Here is a 19,445-nt window from a genome sequence, read left to right as displayed (position 1 = left end):
GTCCATCTCCTGGCGGTCCAGTGCCGCAGCGTTCGAGCAGCGACCGGGCCGGCATGGCAACGCCGCTGATGCCTGCACCATGGAGGTGGTGTGGGCTGCCTCGGCGAGATCCGCACTGGCAGCCCCCGTGCTGTAAGGGGAGTTTCGGGCATGCTTCGCCGAGGACTCAGCCGGGGTGAACTTGCACATCGGCGGTGGCGGAGACAGCGGGTACGTGGTCGGGCTCTTGCTTCCCCATGGCCACCTGCCTCTGGGAAGGCCACTACCTTGCCGGCTCTGCGAGCTTCTGCCCGTGGGACGATCATTACGTTCCGCTCGCGTCGTCCAGGACCCGTCCGGGACTCTGCCACGCGGTCGCTCGGACCGCCCGGTGGGTGGAGCAAGCCTTCGGGTCACGCCGGATCGGAGAGTGATGCCGATGTCGTGCGTGGCGAAGCGTCGTCTGCCATGGAGTCGCCCAGGGTCTACGTCACCTGGTTCGCCGGCTGTTGGGGGTCGACCAGCTCTCCGGAAGCCGCCCGTCGGCCGTTCCGGTGGGGGTGCGAGGATGGGATTGTGAGCTTCGACCTTGCGGTTCTTGCGATGGATGCGTCGGCGGATGCCGTGTCCGCGCGAGCGATGTATGAGCGGTGCACTTCGGGAGACCACGACGAGGGCGAGCCTGACGAGCGGGTGATCGGGTTCTATGCCTGCCTGCGCGCGCGCTTTCCGGACCGCCCGCCGTATGCCGAGAGCAATCCGTGGATGTCGATGCCGCTGTCGATCGGTATCGACCACGTGGTCATGCACCTCAGCTTCTCGGCCAGGAGCGATCCCGCGCTCAGGGCGATCGAGGAACTTGCTGCTCAGTACCGCCTCGTCGTTTGGGATCCGCAGTCCCAGGATGCCTATCTGCCAGGAGCCTGATCCGCCGGTTGGCCAGTTCGGGCCTTGTCGATGGGGCTCTCGGGTCGCTTGTCGGGGCTGTAGCCGGGCCGTTCACGATGACCTGGTGGCCGATGTCGATGAGTCCGGTCCAGCAGGGATTCGGCGTCGACGGGGTCGGGGAAGAGGGGATGTCAGGGTTGAATTGCGCCATGGCGAGACGACCCAAGGCGAAGACGACGAAGAGGCAGAAGCCTCACTTCGGTATACCGAGGGAGATCATCCTGCTGTCGGGTCGGGACGACGTGTGGCCCTACACGGTCGTCGCCGATGAAGCGGGTGGCGGATGCGGCAAGGTTGCGATGCCTGGTGACGCGGCCGTCGAGGACGTTCAAGTGGCGGTTTTTGCCGCGCTGGCGGACCTTACAAGGACCCTCCACGGAGTCGAGATCGACGTGAGGTGGTCTGTCCTGACATCGGATTCGTGGGTCGGGCAGGTCCGGCGCGACGTTGCGGCAGCCGATTCCGGATCGTCCGACGGGGTACCTCCTGCATGAGTCCGATGCCGCTGCACAGGCCGTTGAACGGTCCGCCGGGGCACAGGGATCAGGATCGGGACCGGGCTCGGGGCCCTCGCCGGGCTGCGAAGCATGGGTGGCGCGGAGGCGGGGGTGCCGCCCCGCTAACTCCGCCATCGCCACGAGCTCCGCGGCGGCCAGGCCGGACAGCCGTCGGGCCTGAGCAGCAGCACCGGGCCGCGCGCTCGGCCAGGTGCGACGGTACGACTACTGACACAGGACGAGGAATCACGGGCCGCCGGACCACGCCGGCGGCCGGCAGCACGCTCCGCGAACCGAGCGAGGCAGACCCCGCGCCGCGCCGTGCCGTACCGACGAGGCGCGGCGCGGCGCGGACGCGACAGCTTCCTGCCCCTGGCATCCCGTCAGGGGAGTCCTGCGGCCCGCCCCCACACCTCCGACCGGCGCCTCATCCGTGCTTCTTGGTGATCATGTCGATCATGGCGTGGACCGTGTTGCCGTCGCTGTCCATCCCATGGACCTCGGCACCATCGAACATCACGACCTCGCTGCTGCGGCGGAACATCTCCTGCTCGTACTCGGTGAGCGCCAACTCGACGTCGTCGGGGTGGGCGGCGAGAGCCTGGCCGAGTTCGGCGCCGTCGAGCATGGCGCGGTTGGCGCCGTCGCCGTTCGGGGGCGCGAGGTGGGCGGCGTCGCCGAGCAGCGTCATCCCCGGCACCCGGTCCCACCGATGATCGGTGGGCAGAGCGTACTGGTGGCGCAGGACCGGCGCCGTGTCGCCGTCGGTGATCAGAGCGGTGAGTTCCGGTGCCCAGCCGTCGAACTCGCGGGCGATACGCGAGGTGGCCTCGGCGGCATCGGTGAAGTCGATGGCGGCGAACCAGTCCAGCGGCCTGGCCAGCGCCGCATAGGTGTGCAGGGTGTCCCCGGTTTCCCGGTGGGCGAAGATCTCCCGGCCCGGCGCGGGCACGATCAGCATCCCGCCGCCGACCGCCTTCGCGGTGGCCGGATGACGGGCGTCGGCGTCGAACAGGTACGTCTCGACGGTCGACGTGCCGGCGTACTCGGGCGTGGCGGCGGAGAGGTGCGGCCGGACCCGTGACCAGGCTCCGTCCGCGCCGACCAGGAGGCCGGTGACGACCGTGCTGCCGCCGTCGAACTCCACCTCGTGGCGGCCTTCGCCGAGGGTGCGGATACCGGCGGCCTTGTGTCCCCACCGGACTGTTCCGGCCGGGAGCGAGTCGAGCAGGATCTGCCGTAATTCGCCGCGCTGCACCTCGGGGCGACCGCCCGTGCCATCGTCGGCCTTGTCGAGCAGGACGGTCCCGTCCGTGTCGAGGACGCGCAGCGCTTGGCGGCCCTCCAGGACGATGGAGCGGAACTCGTCCATCAGTCCGGCGGCCTTGAGGGCGCGCTGTCCGTTGTAGTCGTGGATGTCGAGAAGCCCGCCCTGCCCGCGAGCCGAGGGGGAGGACTCGGCCTCGTAGACCGTGACCGGGATCCCGTGGACGTGCAGGACGCGGGCCAGGGTGAGTCCGCCGAGTCCGGCGCCGATGATCGTGACGGGTGGTGTGCGCATGGTGGTGGCTCCTTGGGTTCGGGGCCGCCCTGGGGAGGGCCGGCCGTCTTCCGAAAAGGTGCCAGGCCACGCCGACGAGCCGCCGACAGCTGACCGACAGCACCCGTCGGCAGCCGACAGGGAGCCGATACCGAGCCGACACCGACCCGACAGTGCGCCGACACCGCGGCTCCGTCCTCCGATCACCGCGGGGGCAAGGGCTGGTCGACCGGAGACTTCTCGTACGACGGGCGCGGAATGGGTGGCGGCCTCACGGGCAGGCCCGGTGCCTGCCTGCCTGCCTGCGGCCTGCCTGCGGGCTGTGCGCCCCGACCGGGCGGTACCACCGATGGCTGGTACCGCCGCGATCGAGGCGGGTGGTGCGGCTCCCGGACACCGCCACCGAGCGGGCCAGGCAGGGTAGGTAGGGCTGGGCAGGGCCAGAGCCTGCTGTCGAAGAGAGCCGTCTGGCGGCCTACACCGTCCACCACCTACCACCTAGTGCCTACCGTCTGCTGCCGGCTCGGCGGCCCGGCCTCACTTCAGGTGTCGGACGAAGAACCGGTTCCCGTCCTCCCCCTCGAACCACGGGGTACCCGTGTGTCCGCCCAGATTGGCGTGCAGCGTCTTCTCCCTGCTGCCGAAGGCGTCGAACAGGTCCAGGGCCCTTTGCCGGGGGTTCCCTTCGTCGTCCCACTGCAGCAGGAGCAGCAGCGGAATGTCGACCTGCCGGGCCTCCTCGCGCTGGGCGTGGGGCACGTAACCCCCGGCGAAGAAACCGGCGGCCGCGATGCGCGGGTCGGACACGGCAAGGCGGATGCCGAGGGCGGTCCACCCCGAGTACCCGACCGGACCGCCGATCTCGGGGAGCGCGAGGAGGGCGTCCAGGGTGGTCCGCCATTCCGGCACGGCGTTTTCGACCAGCGGGCCGATGAAGGACTCGAAGATCTCGTCGACCGGCTCGCCGGCCTGCATCGCCCGGCGGAGTTCGGCGCGCGCCGCCTCGTCGGTGGCGGAACGGGGCCGGCTGCCGCACCCGGAGGCATCGATGCTGGCTACCGCGAAGCCGTACTGCGCGGAGTGCCGGGCCCGGGCCACCAGCCGGGCCGCGTCTTTGGGCAGGCCGTTGTTGTGGGCCATCAGAATCAGCGGAACCGGTGCGGCCGATTCGGGAGTCCACAGGGTTCCGGGAATCTCGCCGAGGGTGAATTCGCGTACGAGGACGCCGTCATCCAGGCGCTGTTCGGAAGTGACATGCATGGTCGTGCCTTTCGGGAGTGCTCGTGAATGGCGCTCCCGGACGACCTGCCTATCGTCCGACCGTGACCCCGGAGGGGAGCACCCATGTCGAAACTGCGTTCACGGGTACCACCTCCTCGTTCTCTCGCACGGCCTCCGGAAAGTTAGCAGTGGTCGCCGTGGCTCCGCCAGTGGGTTTTCCGGAGGTCGCGGCCGCCGCCGGGGTGACCGTACGCCGCTCCACCACCGGCAGTCCTGGTACGCGCGCCTCCTCGGGCGCCTTCCGGACCAGGGGTGCCCGTCCACGTGAGCCCGTCCGCGTGCGCCCGTCCGCGTTGAGCCCGTCCCCGTGGGACCGTTCCCGCAGGCCCGTCCCAGAGGTCGAGGAGGCTCTTCCTGTTTCTGCGGACCCCGTGTTCCTGGGCCTGGCAACTGCCACTCTGGGCGTATGGCCTTACAGATTTCGTACAGGGGCTTTCCGCTCGGTGCGGACCTTGAAGTCACCGTGTACTGGTTCCCCGGTGCACCTGATCGGCCGGCGGACTACGTCGCCGACGCACTGGGCGCAGGGCACACATCGATGCCCAGGCAGGTCGACGTGAGCGGCACGCGCGAAGAGATCGACTTCTGGAACGCTGCCGCCGCCGTGCTGGTGAAGCAGATCGCCGCGGAGCAGGAGGAGCTGAGGAAGGCACGGCGACGGATCCGGCGATGGGACTGGGCGACGACGTACCGGCGGGCGCGAGAGAAGCGCGACGATGCCGAAGCATCCTTTCTGGAGCGGGTGCGGCCTGCAGTGACGGAGTACCAGCCGGTCCGGAACACCATCGAAGCGCGCCTCGCGGAGCGGGAGGCTCATGCGCGCGAAACAGCACGACGCGCGTACCAGGAAGGCGAGCGGCGGCGGATGGAGGTCATCGCCCGGTTCAGGGAGTGGGAGAGCCGGCAGCAGGTGGCCGACCGCCCGCTGTCCGGCGGCCTCAGCCCCCGTGAGATGGCAGCGAACGGAGACAATCCCACGAGCTGGCCTCCCGAAGTGCAAGCGGAAGTAGGGGACCTCGCCGCGTGGTGGGCGGGTGTGCGCGCGTCGGTTCGCAACAGGCAGGCGAGCGCACAAGCCGTACGGAAGATCGCCGAGGCGATCACCGGAACGGCTGCTGCACTGGAGGAGGCGGGCAGGCCCGGCATCAACACCATCGAGGCGCGCCCGAGCGAGGTGCTCCGTGGTTGGTGGATCCACTTCGACTGGTCGGACCTCCCGCCCACAGCCCGGCTGCGGAAACCACCGAAGGTACCGCCGGGGAGTGTGGACGAGAACCGATGGCATTACCAGTTGTTCCTGACCGCCGAGCAGATCTTCACCGTGGACAGCTCCGGCGAGTTCGGCTTCGCGCACGAAAGCAGGTCGATGATCCCGCCGGGAGGCTATGGCTACCGGTACACATGGTTCAAGCAGAGCATCGAACAGTTCGCGGAAGGACTGATCCACAGCGAGATCATCGCCTTCCAGGCACTCGGCCGCGACGATCGCCTGACCTTCCCGATGACCGACCACGCGGATCCTGACGCGTACGTGCCGTACGTCGAGGCGGTGGCCGAGCGCGCGGCGGCCCACTTCCGCGCCCTGATCCCAGGGCAGTTGTAGGACCCCGAGGTCAGGGGCGGGGCAAGCAGACAGTCATGGCGGCGGCGACCGACCATGCCCGAAGTCCTCGATCGTGCGGCGGACTGCTACCGCCGGGTCCGCTGCCCGGGGGCGGCGGTCTGAGCGCCGACGCCGGGGGTTCGCCGGTCGCCCCGTCCCGGCCGGGGAGGGGGCCAGGATGCGGAGTACCGGGTCCCGTACGGATCCGGGCGGCAGTCCGTCGTGCGGGCGGGCCTGCCGCATGCCGCCAGGGGGAAGGGCGGCATGCGGCCGGACCCGCTCTGGAAGCACCCATCCGCAAGGTGTTCGCTTCCATGTCCACGCGTCTGACCGGACTTTCCTCCTTCAAACGCATCTCTTCTCAAGAATTCTGAGATGACGTCAAGCAATGCGGTGTTCAAGCCGGTCAGGCCTATCAGGCAGGTCAGGCCCGGTGAGGCCGGTCAGGCGTGTCAGACCTGCGCCTCTGTGTCGGCCGGTGCCGGGGCTTGCTGCTGCGACGGTTCCGTGGCGACGGTCTCCCACGGAGGCGGCGTCCGCGACTCCGTCCACGCGGCCAGGCCGTCGACGTCCACGCAGACGATGCCGCAGGCGGCGGCGTACTCCTCGGCCGGACCGGTGAAGGAGCTCGTGGTCACCACCACGGCCACATCGGCCTCGTGGATGGCGAAGCAGGTGCCGCCGAAGCGTTGCAGGTCCTGCGAGCCGACCCGGTTGCCTTCGCCGTAGTGCTTGCACTGTACGACGACACGCAGGCCGTCAGCCGTCGTGGCGATCACGTCGGCGCCCAAGTCTCCAGCCCCGCCGACGACTTCCACCTGGAGACAGCCGTCCCGTGCGCACAACGCGGCGATCGTGTGCTCGAAGCCGTCGGCGTCCACCCCCGCGTGATCCAGGGCTTCGGGTCCTACCTCGGGCATGTCGACCGGATCCGCCACGGGCTCGGCAGGAGCGGGCGGCACGAGGAGCGACGTCGTAGCCGGCAGATCCACCGGCATCCGGTACACGGGGGTGCGGCGTCGGACGGGTGCCAGGCACCACCGGGCCAGCGCCACCGCCGTCACCAGAATGATCACCGTGACGATGGGCATCACTCGTACACTGCCACCCGCCCTCGCCGCCGTCCGCACGAACACGGCCAGTCCGCCCAGGCAGATGCCCACGAGCCCGACCGCCAGCATGACGTCCCGCCCCACGGACGCGGCACCATCACCCGCGCCGTCACGACAGCCTCTCGATATGGCCATCCAGGACCCCTCCCTCACTCGTTTCCCCAGGTGAAGCCGTACTTCTCTGTCTGTCTCCTCGTTTGATCACGAATCCTGGATCCAAACCGCCCCGTCGGCGTGGGGCACGCCATCCCTCCCGCCAGGGAGGGGGAGGGTGTTGTCGAAGTTCCAGCCGACTCGGCCCCTGCCGGCGCGGGAGAAGCGAGCGCCCCGGCTTCGACGCGCGGTCAAGACCACCATCCGCCCTCGGACATCGGTGCGCCGGGCCCCGCGAAGGAAGAAGGCGATGGTCGCGCGCCGGGGCCTGGCGGAGTCCGCCGAGGCATCCCGGCAGCGGACCGTTCGACGCCCGGCGCGGCTCTTGCCGGACAACAGGGAGTCCCTGGAGCGGCTCGGACGTGCCGGACAGTGCGAGCGGGCGCGCCGCGCTTCCACCGAGCGGCCCTGTTGACGAACACTCAAAAGACCTGCTGAGAGGGGGTTTCCCGAAGGTTTCCCGTTTCCCGTTCGAGTGGGCGACCCGCGCTTCCTCGACACGGAGGGGTGCTGGGCCACAGGCTCGGAGTGTCCGGCAGACGGCCGGTGCGTGCTCGTGCTCCGTACGGCGTGCACGTTGCGAATACCAGGACGAGCATGACGCCCCGCGGGACACCGCGTGGCGGGACGGGGGACGGACATGGCGATGCGGAGAACGGCGGCGGTGATGGTGGCGGCACTCACCCTCCTGGCCGCGTGGGGAGGTGTCGGCAGCGCCACAGCGGTCACGCCGGCCACGCCGGCCACGCCGGCCACGACACAGAAGGCGGCGGAGACGTGCGGAGTGCTCGCCTCCGGCGCCTCTGCGGCGGCCGAGAAGGCGGTGGCGGCCGCGTGCGAACAGATCGGTGTCTGGTACACCTGGGGAGGCGGCCACGGGCAACAGCCGGGGCCGACCTACGGCCAGGTCGACCCGAGCGACCCGGACAGCGCACACGATCCGGAGCGGCTGGGCTTCGACTGCTCGGGCCTGGTCCGGTACGCCTACGCCCGTGCGGTCGGCGGCGATCCGCTGTCCGGCAACGCGTACCACCAGTTCAATTCGCCACAGGTGAACCAGCGTTTCACCGCCGCCCAGGGGACCGGGCCGCTGCTTCCCGGGGACCTGTTGGCATGGGGGTCGGGTGGCTCCATCCACCACATCGCGATCTACCTGGGCGCGGGGAAGATGGTCGAGGCGCGGGAATCAGGCACCCGGATCACCGTCAGCGACGTACGGCTCGGTGGGGACTACGCGGGGGCGGTCCGCATCGCGCCGGCGGCGGCACCCGGCACGTTCAGCACGTGGGGCACGGATGTGTGGACCCACAAGGAGCCGTCGACCAGCAGTCCGCGGGTACACCGGTTTCCCGGCCCGACGATGGTGCGCGTCGAATGCCAGAAGCACGCCGAACCGGTGACGGCCGAGGGCTACACCAACGACGCCTGGTCCTACCTGCCCGAGTACGAGGCGTGGATCACCAACATCTACCTCAAGGGCCCTGCCTGGCTGGACGGCGTACGCACCTGCCCCTGAGCACCCGTGCGCACGCACCGCACCTGGTAGGCGTGCCACGCCCACCACGTCCACCACGCCATCACGCATCCCACCTGCAACACCGATGACCGGCCACCCATCATCCGGCTCCCCAAGGAGCCTCTTCGAGGAGGAAGCATGTCCGCAAGCAGGAAGATCGCTCTCGGTCTCGCCGCCGCCGCACTCGCCGGTGGCATGGCCACCGTGACCGGCCCGGCTCAGGCGACGCCCGCCGCGGGGAAGAGCGCCGCCGCCGAATGCGGCGTCCGCGCCGACGGCAAGCTGTGGTGCGGCAACCGGGTCGGCGCCAAGGGCTACGAGCACCGCCGGTACAACTCCGCGGTCCGCGGGCCGCTGAACACGAGCCCCAGCTGGTTCCAGTGCTGGGGCCGCGGCGACCAGCACGCCGGCGGCAACAACGTCTGGTACTGGACCCAGTTGGACAACGGCCAGTGGGGCAACGTCGCGGCCGTGGACGTCCACACCTCGGTGGACCCCGCGCCGGGCCTGCGTGAGTGCTGACACCGAGCCGGCTCCTCCCCACCGGACGGACGCAAGGCTGGTGAACGACGGTGAGCCCGGCCCTCCTCGGCCCAGTCGAGGAGGGCCGGGCTCGTTCCTGCCGCCCGGCCTGACCGCATCGCGACCCACTGCCCTCAGAGGCGAGGCAAAGCCTCGGCCATCGTCGTCTGGGAGGGGGCGATGGCGGTATGCCCGTCCTCGATGTCCCACAGCGTGTTCTGCAGCAGCCGGGCCCGGGTCCAGACGACGGCGCGCCGGCGGTCCAGCCCGAGCGCTTCGGTCAGCAGGTCGAAGCGGCGCCGGACCATCCGCGGTGCGTCCCCGGTGGCATGGAGCCCTGCCCAGCCCGTGTCCAGGGCGGGCCACAGGTCGAAGCCAGGGTCGCCGACGAGGGGCTCGGGGTCGATGGCGAGCCACGGTTCTCGCTCGGCGGCGAGCACGTTGTCGTAGTGCAGATCCCAGTGCAGCATCCGGTCTCCGGGCTCGTCGACCAGTTCCGCCACCGCCGAGGCCCAGCCGCGCAAACGCCGTTGGTCCGAGGGGTCCGGCAGGGCGGCGCAGGCCGCCGGTGCGGCCGCCAGCATGGCGCGCGCGACGTCGCCCAGGTCGCGCAGACCCTCGGGCGCCGGGACGGCGTGCAGCCGGGCCATGAGTCCCGCCAGCGCGTCCATGGCCACGTCGTCGTCCTCGACGGAAGCCAGGGTGCGTGAGCCGTCCAAACGTTCCAGCAGCATCGCGCTGCTCTCCGGATCGTGATCGAGCAGCCGTACGATGCCGTCGCCGTTCCACGCCCGCAGCCCGATCAGCGCGGCGGTCGTCTCCGCGCGGGGCATCTGGAGCTTGAGCGCGGCACGGGAACCGTCCGTACGGCGCACCGGCACCACGAGTGAGGCCTCTCCGGACCCGATGCCGCCGTCGGGCTGCACTTCCCATCGGTCGAGCAAATCCGCCACCAGGGAGGGTAGCCCGGCGATCCAGGTCCGTTCCGCTTCACCACCGTTCCGGGTGTACGACGCGATCAGGGAGGCGGGGACTTCGATGCCGTGCTGCGAACTCACGGGGTGGTGCCGGTGGTGCCGGTGGTGCTTGCGGGGGTGCCTTGGGGGGTGCGGGCGAGGCGTACTCCGATGTCTTCGATGCGGAGTGTGGGGTGGCTGCGGCGGCGGACGGAGGTACGGCAGCTCCAGTGAGGGTCGTACCAGCCACCGCCTTTCAGGACCCGGTACGAGCCGTACACGGCGGGGTCGTAGAGGTCCCAGCACCATTCCCAGATGTTGCCGAGCATGTCGTACAGGCCCCAGGAGTTGGGGCGTCGGGTGGCGACCTCGTGGATGCGTTCCTGGGAGTTGCCGCGATGCCAGGCGATGTCGTCGAGGGGCCCGTAGCGGGGACCGGCGGTGCCGGCGCGGCAGGCGTGTTCCCATTCGGCTTCCGTGGGGAGGCGGTAGCCGTCCGCTGTCCGGTCCCACGCGATGCCGCCGTCCGCGCCGTCCGTGCCGTCCCCGTCGTCCCCTTCCCCCGTGGTGTCGTGGAATTGGTAGGCGGGGGTGAAACCCTCCTGCAGGGAGAGGGTGTTGCAGTACCTGACGGCGTCCCACCAGGACAGGCTGTGCGCAGGGAGCCGCCCGCCGTCCTGATCGGCGGTTGCCTGTGTCAGGGCGGCTTGGGTGAGGGGGTGCGCGGCGAGGAGGTACGGGGCGACTTCGACGGTCCAACTGTGTTGGGTGCGGCGGTCGGTGAGGGTGACCTGCCCGCCCGGCACGGTGATCATCAGGTGTCTTCTTCCCGTTCCTCGTGGTGGTGGTAGCTGGGCAGCGGTTGTGCGGCCTTGGTGTGTTCCGCGGTGTCCAGGACGGCGCGTACGTCCTTGGCGTGGCCTCCGCTGAGGGTGTCCGTGGTGGTGTCGAGGGACCGTACTGCGGCGGTCGTGCGGGTGGGCGGAGACCCGATCTGGGTTGTGGCGGAGCCGAGTTGGTACACGTGCTCGATCATCGGACCCAGATTAGACCAGGCGGTGGGTGAACAAGGTTCCCTCGCCTGCAGTTCGGTTGGCTCACGTGGCCCGGTTTGGTTTTTGCTGTCTGCCGGGTCTCGTGCTGGTGCAGCCGGGGGAGCGGACGACGGGCCGGCCCTCCGGGTGCCCGCGCTGGTGGATCGTGAAGCCGCCCGCTGCGACGCTCGGTCGGGCTTTTGACGGCGGTCGGGCCGGTGGTGGTGCTGTCACCGCACGCCACCGCCACCACCACGGTCTGGGCCGCCACCACCTCCGCCGCTGCCTGGGCTGCTGCCGGGGCCTGGTGTGGCTGCCTGGGTGTGGGTCGGTGCGGGGGTTTCTGCCTGGGCCTTTGCCTGGGCTGCCGCTGCCGCTGCCGCTGCCGCTGCCGCTGCGGCTGCCTGGGCTGCTGCTGCTGCCGGGGTTGCTGCTGGTGGGGTGGGGTGGGGTCGTGTGCGGGGTCGTCGGGGTGTGTCTTGGGGGCATTGCGGGTCTTGTCGTGTTCGTGTTTCCGGGCAGGTGATGGGTCTGCCCGGGGTGTGGAGGAGGGGTGGGGTTGTTGTTCCGCGGGGACGGCCGCGGATCGGGAGGAAGGGGGGTGCATCCGGTATCCCCGATCGGTATCCCTGGTCGGGGTACGCCGCCGGTCGTGGTCGTGGTCGTGCTCCGGCTCCTCCGCCTGCTGGTTTCCTTCGGTCTTCTTCGGTTCTCTTCGGTGTGGTGGTGTTCGGCGGGGGTGTGGTGGTGTCCGGCCGTCGTCCGTCGGCTGCTGGCTGCTGGCTGCTGGGTGTCGGTGTGGGGGGTGTGTGTGGTGACGGTGGGTGAGGTTCGGGGGGTGTGGGGGTGAGTCGTCCCATAGGGCGCACGTCACATACGAGCGGGTCTAGTAGGTTTCGGTCGCTGTGTGTCGGCCCGGGTGTGGTGGTTGTGACCTGTGTGGATGGGGTGGGGGTGGTGGTGGGTCGGTGGGGGTCCGGCTGCGAGGGTCGTTAGTAGGAGGGGTCGTTGCCGGTGTGTCGGGGGTGTCTGTAGAACTGGACGGGTCGCCAGGCGGCACGGGTGTTCCACCCGCCGCCGACGAACCCCTCTCCACCGTGTGAGTGGCTCACGCATGTCCTCGACATGTCTGCGACCGCCCCTGTTCCCTGTGGAAGGTTCTCTCCGTGTCCAACACCGTCATCCGCCGCATCGCCGCTTCCAAGAAGGCCCTCGCGGGTACCGTCGTCGCCCTGGGTGTCGCCGGTTCCATGCTCGCCACGGTGCCCGCCCAGGCCGCGGCCCCGACGAGCGCCAAGGCGATCGCACACCAGATGATCAAGGACCCGGCCCAGTTCGCCGCCTTCGACAAGATCATTTCGCACGAGAGTGGCTGGGACCACACCGCGACGAACGCCTCTTCCGGCGCGTACGGCCTGGCTCAGGCCCTGCCGGCGTCGAAGATGGCCTCCGCGGGCGCGGACTGGAAGACCAACCCGGCCACCCAGATCAAGTGGGGCCTGGACTACATGAACGACCGCTACGGCAGCCCCGTCGGCGCCTGGAACTTCTGGTCCGCCAACCACTGGTACTAAGCCACCACCAGCAGCAGACGCACGCACACGCCCGGCCGGGCCTCCGGCCGGGCGTTCCCGCGTTCCCCGGGCCGTGACCGCGACCGGGAACCCCGCCCCGCGCGCACGCGCACGTTTACGTTCGGCCGGGTCCCCGGGCGAGCGTTCTCGTGTTCCTGGGGTCGCGACCGTGACCGGGGACGCCGCCCCGCACGCATGTACGCATGTACGTACGCAACGCATACGCTCGGCGGGGTTTCCGGCCGGCCGTTCTCGTGTACCGGGGGCCGTGAGCCCGGGGCGCCGCCCCGCTCAACACGTACACGCGCGCTTACCTTCGGCCGGGTGTTCCCGCGTTTTCCAGGCCGTGACCACGACCGGGAACACCGCCTACGCAGGCACGCAACGCTTACGCTCGGCCGATCTCCGGCCGGGCGTTCTCGTGCAGGGTCTGTGAGCACGGAGCGCCGCCCCTTCTCCACACGTACACGCGCGCTTACCTTCGGCCGGGTTCCCGGTCGGGGGTTCTCGTGTTCCCGTGACCGTGACCGTGACCGGGGACGCCGCCCCGCACACATGCACGCACGCAACGCATACGTTCGGCCGGGTTTCCGGTCGGGTGTTCTTGCGTACCGGGGGCGTGAGCACGGGTGCGCCGTCCCGCACGCACGCGCGCTGACGTTCGGCCGGGTTTCCGGTCAGGTGTTCTCGCGTTCCCGGGCCGCGACCGTGACCGGGCACGCGGTTCCGCACGCACGCACGCACGCAGCGCTTGTGCCGGGCCGGGTCTCCGGTCGAGCGTTCTCACGTACCGGGGCTGTGAGCACGGGGGCGCCGCCCGCTCTGCACGTGCACGCGCGTGGACGTTCGGCCGGGTTCCCGGTCGGGGGTTCTCGCGTTCCCGGGATCGTGACCGTGACCGGGACCGGGACCGTGACCGGGGCGCGGCTCCGCAGGCGCGCACGCGGCCGAACGTCAGCGCGCGTGCGCACGGAGGTACCCCCGGTCGCGGGCCCCGGAAGGCGAGAACACCCGGCCGAGCGTGAGCCCCCAGGGAACGGAGAACCCCCGACCGGAGACGCGACCGAACACAAGCACGCAAACATGCATACGTATGCGTGCGGGCGTGCGGGACGGCACTCCCACGCTCCATCCCGGACACACGGGAACACCCGACCCGAGGCCGCCCGAACGCAAGCCCGCGTACACGTGGAACGACATCCACACGGGCACGGCACCCGACCCGAGGCCGGGTAAGGCCCTTGCTACCCGGGAACACCCGACCCGGGACCGGCCGAACGTAAGCCCGCGTACACGTGGGACGACGTCACCGTCGATGCGGCCCCTGGTACGCCGGAACACCCGACCCGAGGCGGTCGGGGTCGGGGGGTGTCGTTCTTGTTGTTGTGCTGCGTCCGGTGGGGGTGGGTTCCACAATGGGGTCGGGGTATGTGTGTGGTGTTGTGTGTGTCTGTCCGTGGGGTGTCCCGGTCGTGTCGGTCGGAAGGAACGTCTTCATGCCCGCTCGGACGGTGCCGGCCAGGCGTAGGGGGGCGTTCGTCGCGGTGGCCGTCGCTCTTTTCTGTGTCCAGTTGGACTTCTTCGCTCTCAATCTGGCCGTTCCCGGTATCGCGGTGGAACTCGGTGTCACGGTCTCGGCCGCGCAGTGGACCTTGTCCGCGTACATGCTCGCGATCGGTTGTTTCTTCGTCGTCGGTGGCCGGGCGGGGGATGTCTTCGGTCGACGTGGGAGTCTGCTCGCCGGGATCGCCGTGTTCGCGGCCGGTTCGGTGGGTTGCGCGTTGGCGTCCGGGCTCGGTCCGTTGGTGGCGGCCCGGATCGTGCAGGGGGTGGGCGCGGCGTTCGTGTTCCCCGTGTCGGTGTCGGTGATCACCAACACCTTCCCCGACGGGATTCGGGTCAAGGCCCTCGGCGCGGTCTTCGGCGTCGCCAACATCGGGACCGCGCTCGGCCCTTTCGTCGGGGGCGGTTTCACCGAGGGACCCGGCTGGCGGTGGATCTTCTGGTTGATGGTCCCGCTGAGTGTGTTCTCGTTGCTCACCGCTGTGGTGTACGTACCGGACTCGCGTGACACCTCCGCCTCCCGTGAACTCGACCTCCTGGGCTGTGCCCTGATCGTGTGCGCGCTCGCCGCGGTGACCCTGGCCGTGGAACGCGGGGACGCCTGGGGTTGGACGAGCGCGCCCACCCTCGCGTGTTCCGTGTCGGCCGGGATCGCCGGTGGTCTCTTCCTGGTACGGGAGCGTCTGGCCCGGCATCCGCTGGTGGATCTGCGGCTGTTCCGGAACGTCCCCTACGTGGTGGTGACCGCGACGGGTTCGCTGTCGAACATGGGTTACGGCGTCACCGTCTTCCTCGCCACCCTCTACCTCCAGGACGTCCGCGGACTCCCGCCGCTCCTGGCGGGCACGGTCTTCCTGGCCCCGGCCCTGATGGTCGCGGTCAGCGGCCCGCTCGGGGCGCGTCTGGCCCGGTACATGAGGCCGACCGCGGTCATGGCCCTTGCCGGTGCCGTCGCGGGTACCGGGATGTGCGCCCTGTCCCTGGTGGAGGTCTGGTGGCTGTACGTGCCGGTGTTCGCGTGGTGCGGTCTGGGTCTCGGGCTGGGTTGGACCTTCGCCGGTGTGGCGACCCAGCAGGTCGTCGCACCGGCCAGGGCGGGGGAGGCCTCGGGTGTCCTGCTGACGTTCCTGGTCACGCTGGGCGCGATCGCCCTCGCCGGGACGGCCGCGGCGATCTCCGCGGCGCCACCGCAGCGGCCGCCCCAGGACACCTACGACGCGATCCTGCGGCTGGGCGGGGTGGTCCTGTTCGCGACGGCGGTGGTCGTCACGGCCGTACGCCACCGACCGGTGCGGCCCGGCAGGGTCCCGCCGCTGCCGGTGCGGGCGGGCGACGACACCACCGCGCGGGGGCCGCGCGACCGCCGGCCCCGACGGTAGGAGGCGGCACGCCCGGGGTGCACCCGACCCGCACGGGTCGAGCACACCGATCACCCGCCGAACCACCGACGGCCGAGCATCCGCATCCGCGGCCCGCCGTCAGCATCCGCGGCTCGCCGTCCGCCGTCCGCCGTCCGCGGCCCGCGGCCCGCGGTCTGTGGCCTGTGGTCTGTGGGTGGGTGCCGGGGATGTGGTCGTGGAGAGCACGCCTGTGGACGGATGGGGGCGGCGACGGCCCTCGTCGCCGAGTACCGGCCTGGCACCCCCGGCACGCCGGCATGCGGGCATGCCCGTACTGACCGTCGCCCCGTCGAGGTCTGCGACGCCGACGCCCGCCCCAGGTCGACGGCGCGGCCGTCGACCTGGCCTGCCGGTACGTCGTCGGTGGCAACGGTCACCGTCTCCACCTCCCCGGCCCGTCGACCTGGCCTGCCGGTGTGTCGTCGGTGGGAACGGTCATCGTCCTCGCCTTTCCACCCCTGCGTCCGGCATCGGGCGTGGAGGTGACCGTCCGGGTCCGGGACGCCCCCGCCATGGCTGCTCGCCGGCGTCAGGGCGGTGTCGGGGGAGGGGGCCCGGTGGTGGTCGGGTCGGTGGTCGGGATCGTGGTGGTCGGCCGGTTCGCCTTCGGATCCGCCGGGGAGATGACGCGGTCCCGCCCCGGCGGGCCGCGGGGGCGCGCCTGCGGGGGCGGACGCGGCCGCCGCCGTGTGCCGGGGGTGAGGTCCTCGGACGGGTCGGCTCCGATCGGCCCGGTTGGCGAGCGGTGTGCCCTGGGCCTCCGGTCCGTCCGGGAAACCGAACCCGAACCCGGACCCGGACCCGGACCCGACGGGGGCGGGGGCGGGTCGGGGGACGGGGAGTGGTTGCCGGGTCCTGTGCGTGGGGTGTCGTCAGCGGTGGGTGACGGCCAGGCCGACGACGTATCGTTCCTCGACCGTCCCGTCCGGGAAGATCTTGGCCAGCAGGTTCCGTTCGGTGTCCAGGAACGTGTCGGTGGCGGTCTTCCCGAGCATCAGGAAGTCGGAGTAGCTCGCGAGGTTCGCGAGGTGTGTGGCGAGCGGGACGCTTCGGGTCCATGACATCCGGCGGGTGGTGAAGTCGAGTTCGGGCGGCAGGCCGCGGAACCGGGCCGTCGGGTCGGGTACGCCGTCGTCACCGGCGAAGAGGCGGCGCAGGCGGGCGTCCTGCTCGGCGATCCAGGGGAGGGTGCTGTCCGAGTCGTTCCACCACAGGGCGAGCGTGCCCCCGGGGCGCAGTACCCGTAGTGCTTCGGGGACGGAGCTGCGCAGGTCGGTCCAGTGCCAGGACTGGGCGTAGGTGAGGACGTCGAAGGATGCGGAGGCGAGGGGCAGGCTGTTGCCGTCCCCGAGGACGAGGGGGATCCCGGGCAGCTCGAGGCGGAGCTGGGAAGCCATCGCGGGGCCGGGTTCCACGGCCAGGACGTGCGCACCTCGGGCGTGGAGGAGAGCGGTCGCCAGTCCGGTGCCGGCCCCGATGTCCGCGACGCGGGCGCCCCTCAGCGGCCGGCCGGCGAGTTCCTCGACCGCGTCGAGCACGGCGGGCGGATAGGAGGGGCGGTTCTGCGCGTAGTCGGCGGCCGCCTCGTCGAAGGACCGGGCCTGAGAGGTGATCTTCATACGGTCATCCTCGGCGGCCCGGGTGTCGTCCGGCACCGGGCTTTCCCGCCGTTCTCGGCGCGCCCGACCACCCCACCCGACGGGGCCCGAAGTTGTGTCCGTGCGTCGGTGGAACCGCACGGTCTCGAACCCGACGGAACCCCGCACCCCACCCGCCGTGCGCGCCGCCCCGGGCCCCGCCCGCCGTGCGCGCCACCCGGCGCCCGGGTACCGCCCGCCCCGGGCCGAGCCCCGAGCCCCGAGCCCGAGCCCCGGGTCCCGAGCCCCGCCCGCCGCGCTGCGCCCCAGCCCCGAGATCCGCAGCCCCAGCCCCCGTGCCCCGGCCCCGCGCGGTCGAGGCTCGGTGGCGGGTGGCGGGTGGCGGGTGGCGGGTGGCGGGTGGGGTGGTCGTGTTCCGTGTGGTGCGGGTGTGGTCGGAGCCCCCGTGGGCGCCGGGCGTGTCGATGCGTCCGGTCGGCCGGGCTGTTCGAGGCTCCCGTCCGGGGCCTTCCCGCGGTGGGTCGGGAGGTGGGCGTGCTTCGGGGCCGGTTCGGCGGGCCGTGACGCGGCGAGGATCGGGGTTGCGGTGAGCGGGGTGGCGGTGTGACGTGCGGGAGGCGGGGGAGGGAGGGGGGCGGTTGCGTGGGCGGTCTGCGGTCGGGCGCACGACCGGGGACCGGTCGGGGGCGGGGACGTTCCCGTCCGCCGCGGGAGACGGGAACCTCCGGTGGGCCGTCGGGCACGCCCCGGTGGACACCGGTGGACATCGGTGGGCAGTGCTGGACAGTCACCGGCCCGGTGGGGCCTGGAGAGTGGACACCGTCCGACGGGAGTCTGTGCCGGGGCCGGCCGCACGACAGCGACGGCCTGCCACACCACCCTCGTACTCCCAGGAGCATCGCCCATGACGTCCCGCATGCTGCGTACCCTCACCGTGTCGACCGCCGCCGTCGCCCTTGCCGCCACGGCCCCCGCCGCGCATGCCGCGCAGGCCGGGCAGGACACCGGCCGCCGTGTCCCGGCCGTCGCCGCGGCCTGGGCCCGTGCGTAAAACGGCACCGAACCCGGGGCGTTGGGTGCCCTGTTCACCGCCGACGGTACCTACACCGACGAGGCCGTCGGGATGACCTTCCGGGGCCGTGAGGAGATCGCGGGGTGGAAGGCCCGTGCCGACACCCTCATCGACGACGTCCACGTCACCATCCGCACCGCCCGCCTCGACGGTGACCGCATCACCGTCCGGGCCGTCTACTCCGGCCACCTCAAGGGCGCGCCCAAGCCCTTCGCCGTGCCGATGACCACCGAGCTCGACCTGGACCGGAACCACTGTCGGATCGTCGCCGACCGGGACCACTACAGCCTGGCCACCGTCCTGTCCCGGTCCGGTCTGCCCGCCGACTGGACCCCGCCCACCCCCTGACCCCCAGGTCCCGCACCGAAACCGCCCCCGCCCCCGTCCCGGCCCCGGCCCCCGGGCGGGTGGGGGTGGGGGCGGGGTGGTCGCCGGTCGGGGCGGCGAGCCCCGGCCGTCCGGGTGGGCGGTCGGAGTCCGCCGGTCGGGGTGGTGGCCGGCGTCGGTCGGTGCTGTTCGGTGAGGAGGGCGGGCAGTTCGCGCATGTGGTGGAGGACGACGGTGTCGGGGCCCGCGAGCCGTTCCGCCGGGGTGGGTCCGCCCGCGTAGCCGAAGGCGCGCATCCCGGCGGCGCCGGCGGCCCGGACGTCGGGGCGGCTGTCCTCCACGACCACGCACGCGGCGGGGTCGACGCCCGTCCGCCGTGCCGCGTGCAGGAAAAGGTCGGGGGCGGGCGTGCCGCGGGCCACCTCCGAGGCGCTGAAGATGCGGCCCGCGAAGCGTTCGTGGAGACCCGTGACGCCGAGGGTGTGGCGCATCTGGTCGTGCGAGCCGCCGGAGGCGACACAGACCGGCAGGGTGATCTCCGCCGGCGCCTCGGGCAGTCCCTCGACGGCCTCCGGCCCGGCGCCACCGCGTCCCGGTGGCGCCGCAGGAGTTGCTCCCACCACAGGGCGGCCGTCTCCTCGCCCGACCGTTGCGCGATCTGTTCGCGAATCGACTCCTAAAGGTTGTTGCAGAAGGCTCAGTTTTGGGCATTTTGCCTGTATGGGTGGGGTGTTGAGGGCTGAGCCGGTGTGGGTGGAGACGTTCACGGG

17 protein-coding genes are annotated in these 19,445 nt (G+C 71.3%); 9 read left to right on the top strand and 8 right to left on the bottom strand.

What is annotated here, in order from left to right:
• The first annotated feature begins 555 nt into the window (after window positions 1-555).
• Complete coding sequence (locus BCL76_RS31460; RefSeq protein WP_219933995.1) at window positions 556-906, top strand: hypothetical protein; 351 nt, start codon at window positions 556-558, stop codon at window positions 904-906.
• 170 nt (window positions 907-1,076) lie between these two features.
• Window positions 1,077-1,421, top strand: a complete 345-nt coding sequence (locus BCL76_RS31450; protein ID WP_109782918.1) for a hypothetical protein — start codon at window positions 1,077-1,079, stop codon at window positions 1,419-1,421.
• A 430-nt stretch (window positions 1,422-1,851) separates the two neighbouring features.
• On the opposite strand, the gene BCL76_RS31445 is transcribed toward BCL76_RS31450, so the two are convergent.
• Both BCL76_RS31445 and BCL76_RS31440 read right to left on the bottom strand, forming a co-directional pair.
• Window positions 1,852-2,985 (bottom strand): FAD-dependent oxidoreductase, encoded by a 1,134-nt coding sequence (locus BCL76_RS31445; protein WP_109782765.1) that lies wholly within the window; start codon window positions 2,983-2,985, stop codon window positions 1,852-1,854.
• Between the two features lie 516 nt (window positions 2,986-3,501).
• Complete coding sequence (locus BCL76_RS31440) at window positions 3,502-4,224, bottom strand: dienelactone hydrolase family protein (RefSeq protein WP_109782764.1); 723 nt, start codon at window positions 4,222-4,224, stop codon at window positions 3,502-3,504.
• 427 nt (window positions 4,225-4,651) lie between these two features.
• On the opposite strand from BCL76_RS31440, the gene BCL76_RS31435 reads away from it, so the two are divergent.
• Window positions 4,652-5,848, top strand: coding sequence for a hypothetical protein (locus BCL76_RS31435; protein WP_109782763.1), 1,197 nt, complete (start codon window positions 4,652-4,654; stop codon window positions 5,846-5,848).
• 452 nt (window positions 5,849-6,300) lie between these two features.
• On the opposite strand, the gene BCL76_RS31430 is transcribed toward BCL76_RS31435, so the two are convergent.
• A complete protein-coding gene (locus BCL76_RS31430) occupies window positions 6,301-7,044 on the bottom strand; it encodes a restriction endonuclease (protein ID WP_258310001.1) in 744 nt (247 codons plus the stop codon).
• A 709-nt stretch (window positions 7,045-7,753) separates the two neighbouring features.
• On the opposite strand from BCL76_RS31430, the gene BCL76_RS31425 reads away from it, so the two are divergent.
• Together BCL76_RS31425 and BCL76_RS31420 are read left to right on the top strand one after the other, a co-directional pair.
• Window positions 7,754-8,629, top strand: a complete 876-nt coding sequence (locus BCL76_RS31425) for a C40 family peptidase (protein WP_181382809.1) — start codon at window positions 7,754-7,756, stop codon at window positions 8,627-8,629.
• 138 nt (window positions 8,630-8,767) lie between these two features.
• The gene (locus tag BCL76_RS31420; protein ID WP_109782761.1) at window positions 8,768-9,151 is read left to right on the top strand and encodes a hypothetical protein; all 384 of its coding nucleotides are present in this window, start codon (window positions 8,768-8,770) and stop codon (window positions 9,149-9,151) included.
• 134 nt (window positions 9,152-9,285) lie between these two features.
• Here the strand turns inward: BCL76_RS31420 and BCL76_RS31415 are convergent, their stop codons facing one another.
• Genes BCL76_RS31415 through BCL76_RS31405 form a run of 3 tightly spaced genes read right to left on the bottom strand, consistent with a single transcriptional unit; the run spans window position 9,286 to window position 11,143 of the window.
• Window positions 9,286-10,209, bottom strand: coding sequence for an aminoglycoside phosphotransferase family protein (locus BCL76_RS31415; protein WP_109782760.1), 924 nt, complete (start codon window positions 10,207-10,209; stop codon window positions 9,286-9,288).
• Entirely contained in the window at window positions 10,206-10,922 is a 717-nt protein-coding gene (locus BCL76_RS31410) for a formylglycine-generating enzyme family protein (RefSeq protein ID WP_109782759.1), read from the bottom strand. Before BCL76_RS31410 ends, BCL76_RS31415 begins: the two co-directional genes overlap by 4 nt.
• Window positions 10,922-11,143: a hypothetical protein gene (locus BCL76_RS31405; RefSeq protein WP_109782758.1), complete on the bottom strand. Its 222-nt coding sequence runs from the start codon at window positions 11,141-11,143 to the stop codon at window positions 10,922-10,924. The genes BCL76_RS31410 and BCL76_RS31405 overlap by 1 nt, the downstream gene beginning before the upstream one ends.
• 1,164 nt (window positions 11,144-12,307) lie before the next feature.
• Here BCL76_RS31405 and BCL76_RS31395 point away from each other — a divergent pair.
• Complete coding sequence (locus tag BCL76_RS31395) at window positions 12,308-12,715, top strand: transglycosylase SLT domain-containing protein (RefSeq protein ID WP_109782756.1); 408 nt, start codon at window positions 12,308-12,310, stop codon at window positions 12,713-12,715.
• Window positions 12,716-14,211: 1,496 nt separating this feature from the next.
• Entirely contained in the window at window positions 14,212-15,657 is a 1,446-nt protein-coding gene (locus BCL76_RS31390) for an MFS transporter (RefSeq protein ID WP_181382808.1), read from the top strand.
• 893 nt (window positions 15,658-16,550) lie between these two features.
• Here BCL76_RS31390 and BCL76_RS31385 read toward each other — a convergent pair.
• Window positions 16,551-17,297, bottom strand: a complete 747-nt coding sequence (locus BCL76_RS31385) for a class I SAM-dependent methyltransferase (protein ID WP_109782916.1) — start codon at window positions 17,295-17,297, stop codon at window positions 16,551-16,553.
• 883 nt (window positions 17,298-18,180) lie between these two features.
• On the opposite strand from BCL76_RS31385, the gene BCL76_RS39215 reads away from it, so the two are divergent.
• Together BCL76_RS39215 and BCL76_RS31380 are read left to right on the top strand one after the other, a co-directional pair.
• Entirely contained in the window at window positions 18,181-18,327 is a 147-nt protein-coding gene (locus BCL76_RS39215) for a hypothetical protein (protein WP_181382807.1), read from the top strand.
• A gap of 21 nt (window positions 18,328-18,348) precedes the next feature.
• Entirely contained in the window at window positions 18,349-18,696 is a 348-nt protein-coding gene (locus BCL76_RS31380) for a nuclear transport factor 2 family protein (protein WP_109782754.1), read from the top strand.
• Here BCL76_RS31380 and BCL76_RS40410 read toward each other — a convergent pair.
• Entirely contained in the window at window positions 18,630-19,295 is a 666-nt protein-coding gene (locus tag BCL76_RS40410; protein WP_309136874.1) for an HAD-IA family hydrolase, read from the bottom strand. The genes BCL76_RS31380 and BCL76_RS40410 overlap by 67 nt on opposite strands.
• Between the last annotated feature and the right edge of the window lie 150 nt (window positions 19,296-19,445).

The organism is Streptomyces sp. CG 926 (assembly GCF_003148825.1).
Lineage (GTDB): Bacteria > Actinomycetota > Actinomycetes > Streptomycetales > Streptomycetaceae > Streptomyces.
Note: the sequence above shows the minus strand (reverse complement) of the source record. Positions and strands in the feature narration are given on the sequence as shown.

What these genes read in the sequence shown, in the direction of transcription:
- BCL76_RS31410 (WP_109782759.1), bottom strand. Translation starts at nt 10,922, where the DNA reads ATGATCACCGTGCCGGGCGGGCAGGTCACCCTCACCGACCGCCGCACC.
- BCL76_RS31445 (WP_109782765.1), bottom strand. Translation starts at nt 2,985, where the DNA reads ATGCGCACACCACCCGTCACGATCATCGGCGCCGGACTCGGCGGACTC.
- BCL76_RS31385 (WP_109782916.1), bottom strand. Translation starts at nt 17,297, where the DNA reads ATGAAGATCACCTCTCAGGCCCGGTCCTTCGACGAGGCGGCCGCCGAC.
- BCL76_RS31435 (WP_109782763.1), top strand. Translation starts at nt 4,652, where the DNA reads ATGGCCTTACAGATTTCGTACAGGGGCTTTCCGCTCGGTGCGGACCTT.
- BCL76_RS31405 (WP_109782758.1), bottom strand. Translation starts at nt 11,143, where the DNA reads ATGATCGAGCACGTGTACCAACTCGGCTCCGCCACAACCCAGATCGGG.
- BCL76_RS31440 (WP_109782764.1), bottom strand. Translation starts at nt 4,224, where the DNA reads ATGCATGTCACTTCCGAACAGCGCCTGGATGACGGCGTCCTCGTACGC.
- BCL76_RS39215 (WP_181382807.1), top strand. Translation starts at nt 18,181, where the DNA reads ATGACGTCCCGCATGCTGCGTACCCTCACCGTGTCGACCGCCGCCGTC.
- BCL76_RS31420 (WP_109782761.1), top strand. Translation starts at nt 8,768, where the DNA reads ATGTCCGCAAGCAGGAAGATCGCTCTCGGTCTCGCCGCCGCCGCACTC.
- BCL76_RS31425 (WP_181382809.1), top strand. Translation starts at nt 7,754, where the DNA reads ATGGCGATGCGGAGAACGGCGGCGGTGATGGTGGCGGCACTCACCCTC.
- BCL76_RS31390 (WP_181382808.1), top strand. Translation starts at nt 14,212, where the DNA reads ATGCCCGCTCGGACGGTGCCGGCCAGGCGTAGGGGGGCGTTCGTCGCG.
- BCL76_RS31450 (WP_109782918.1), top strand. Translation starts at nt 1,077, where the DNA reads ATGGCGAGACGACCCAAGGCGAAGACGACGAAGAGGCAGAAGCCTCAC.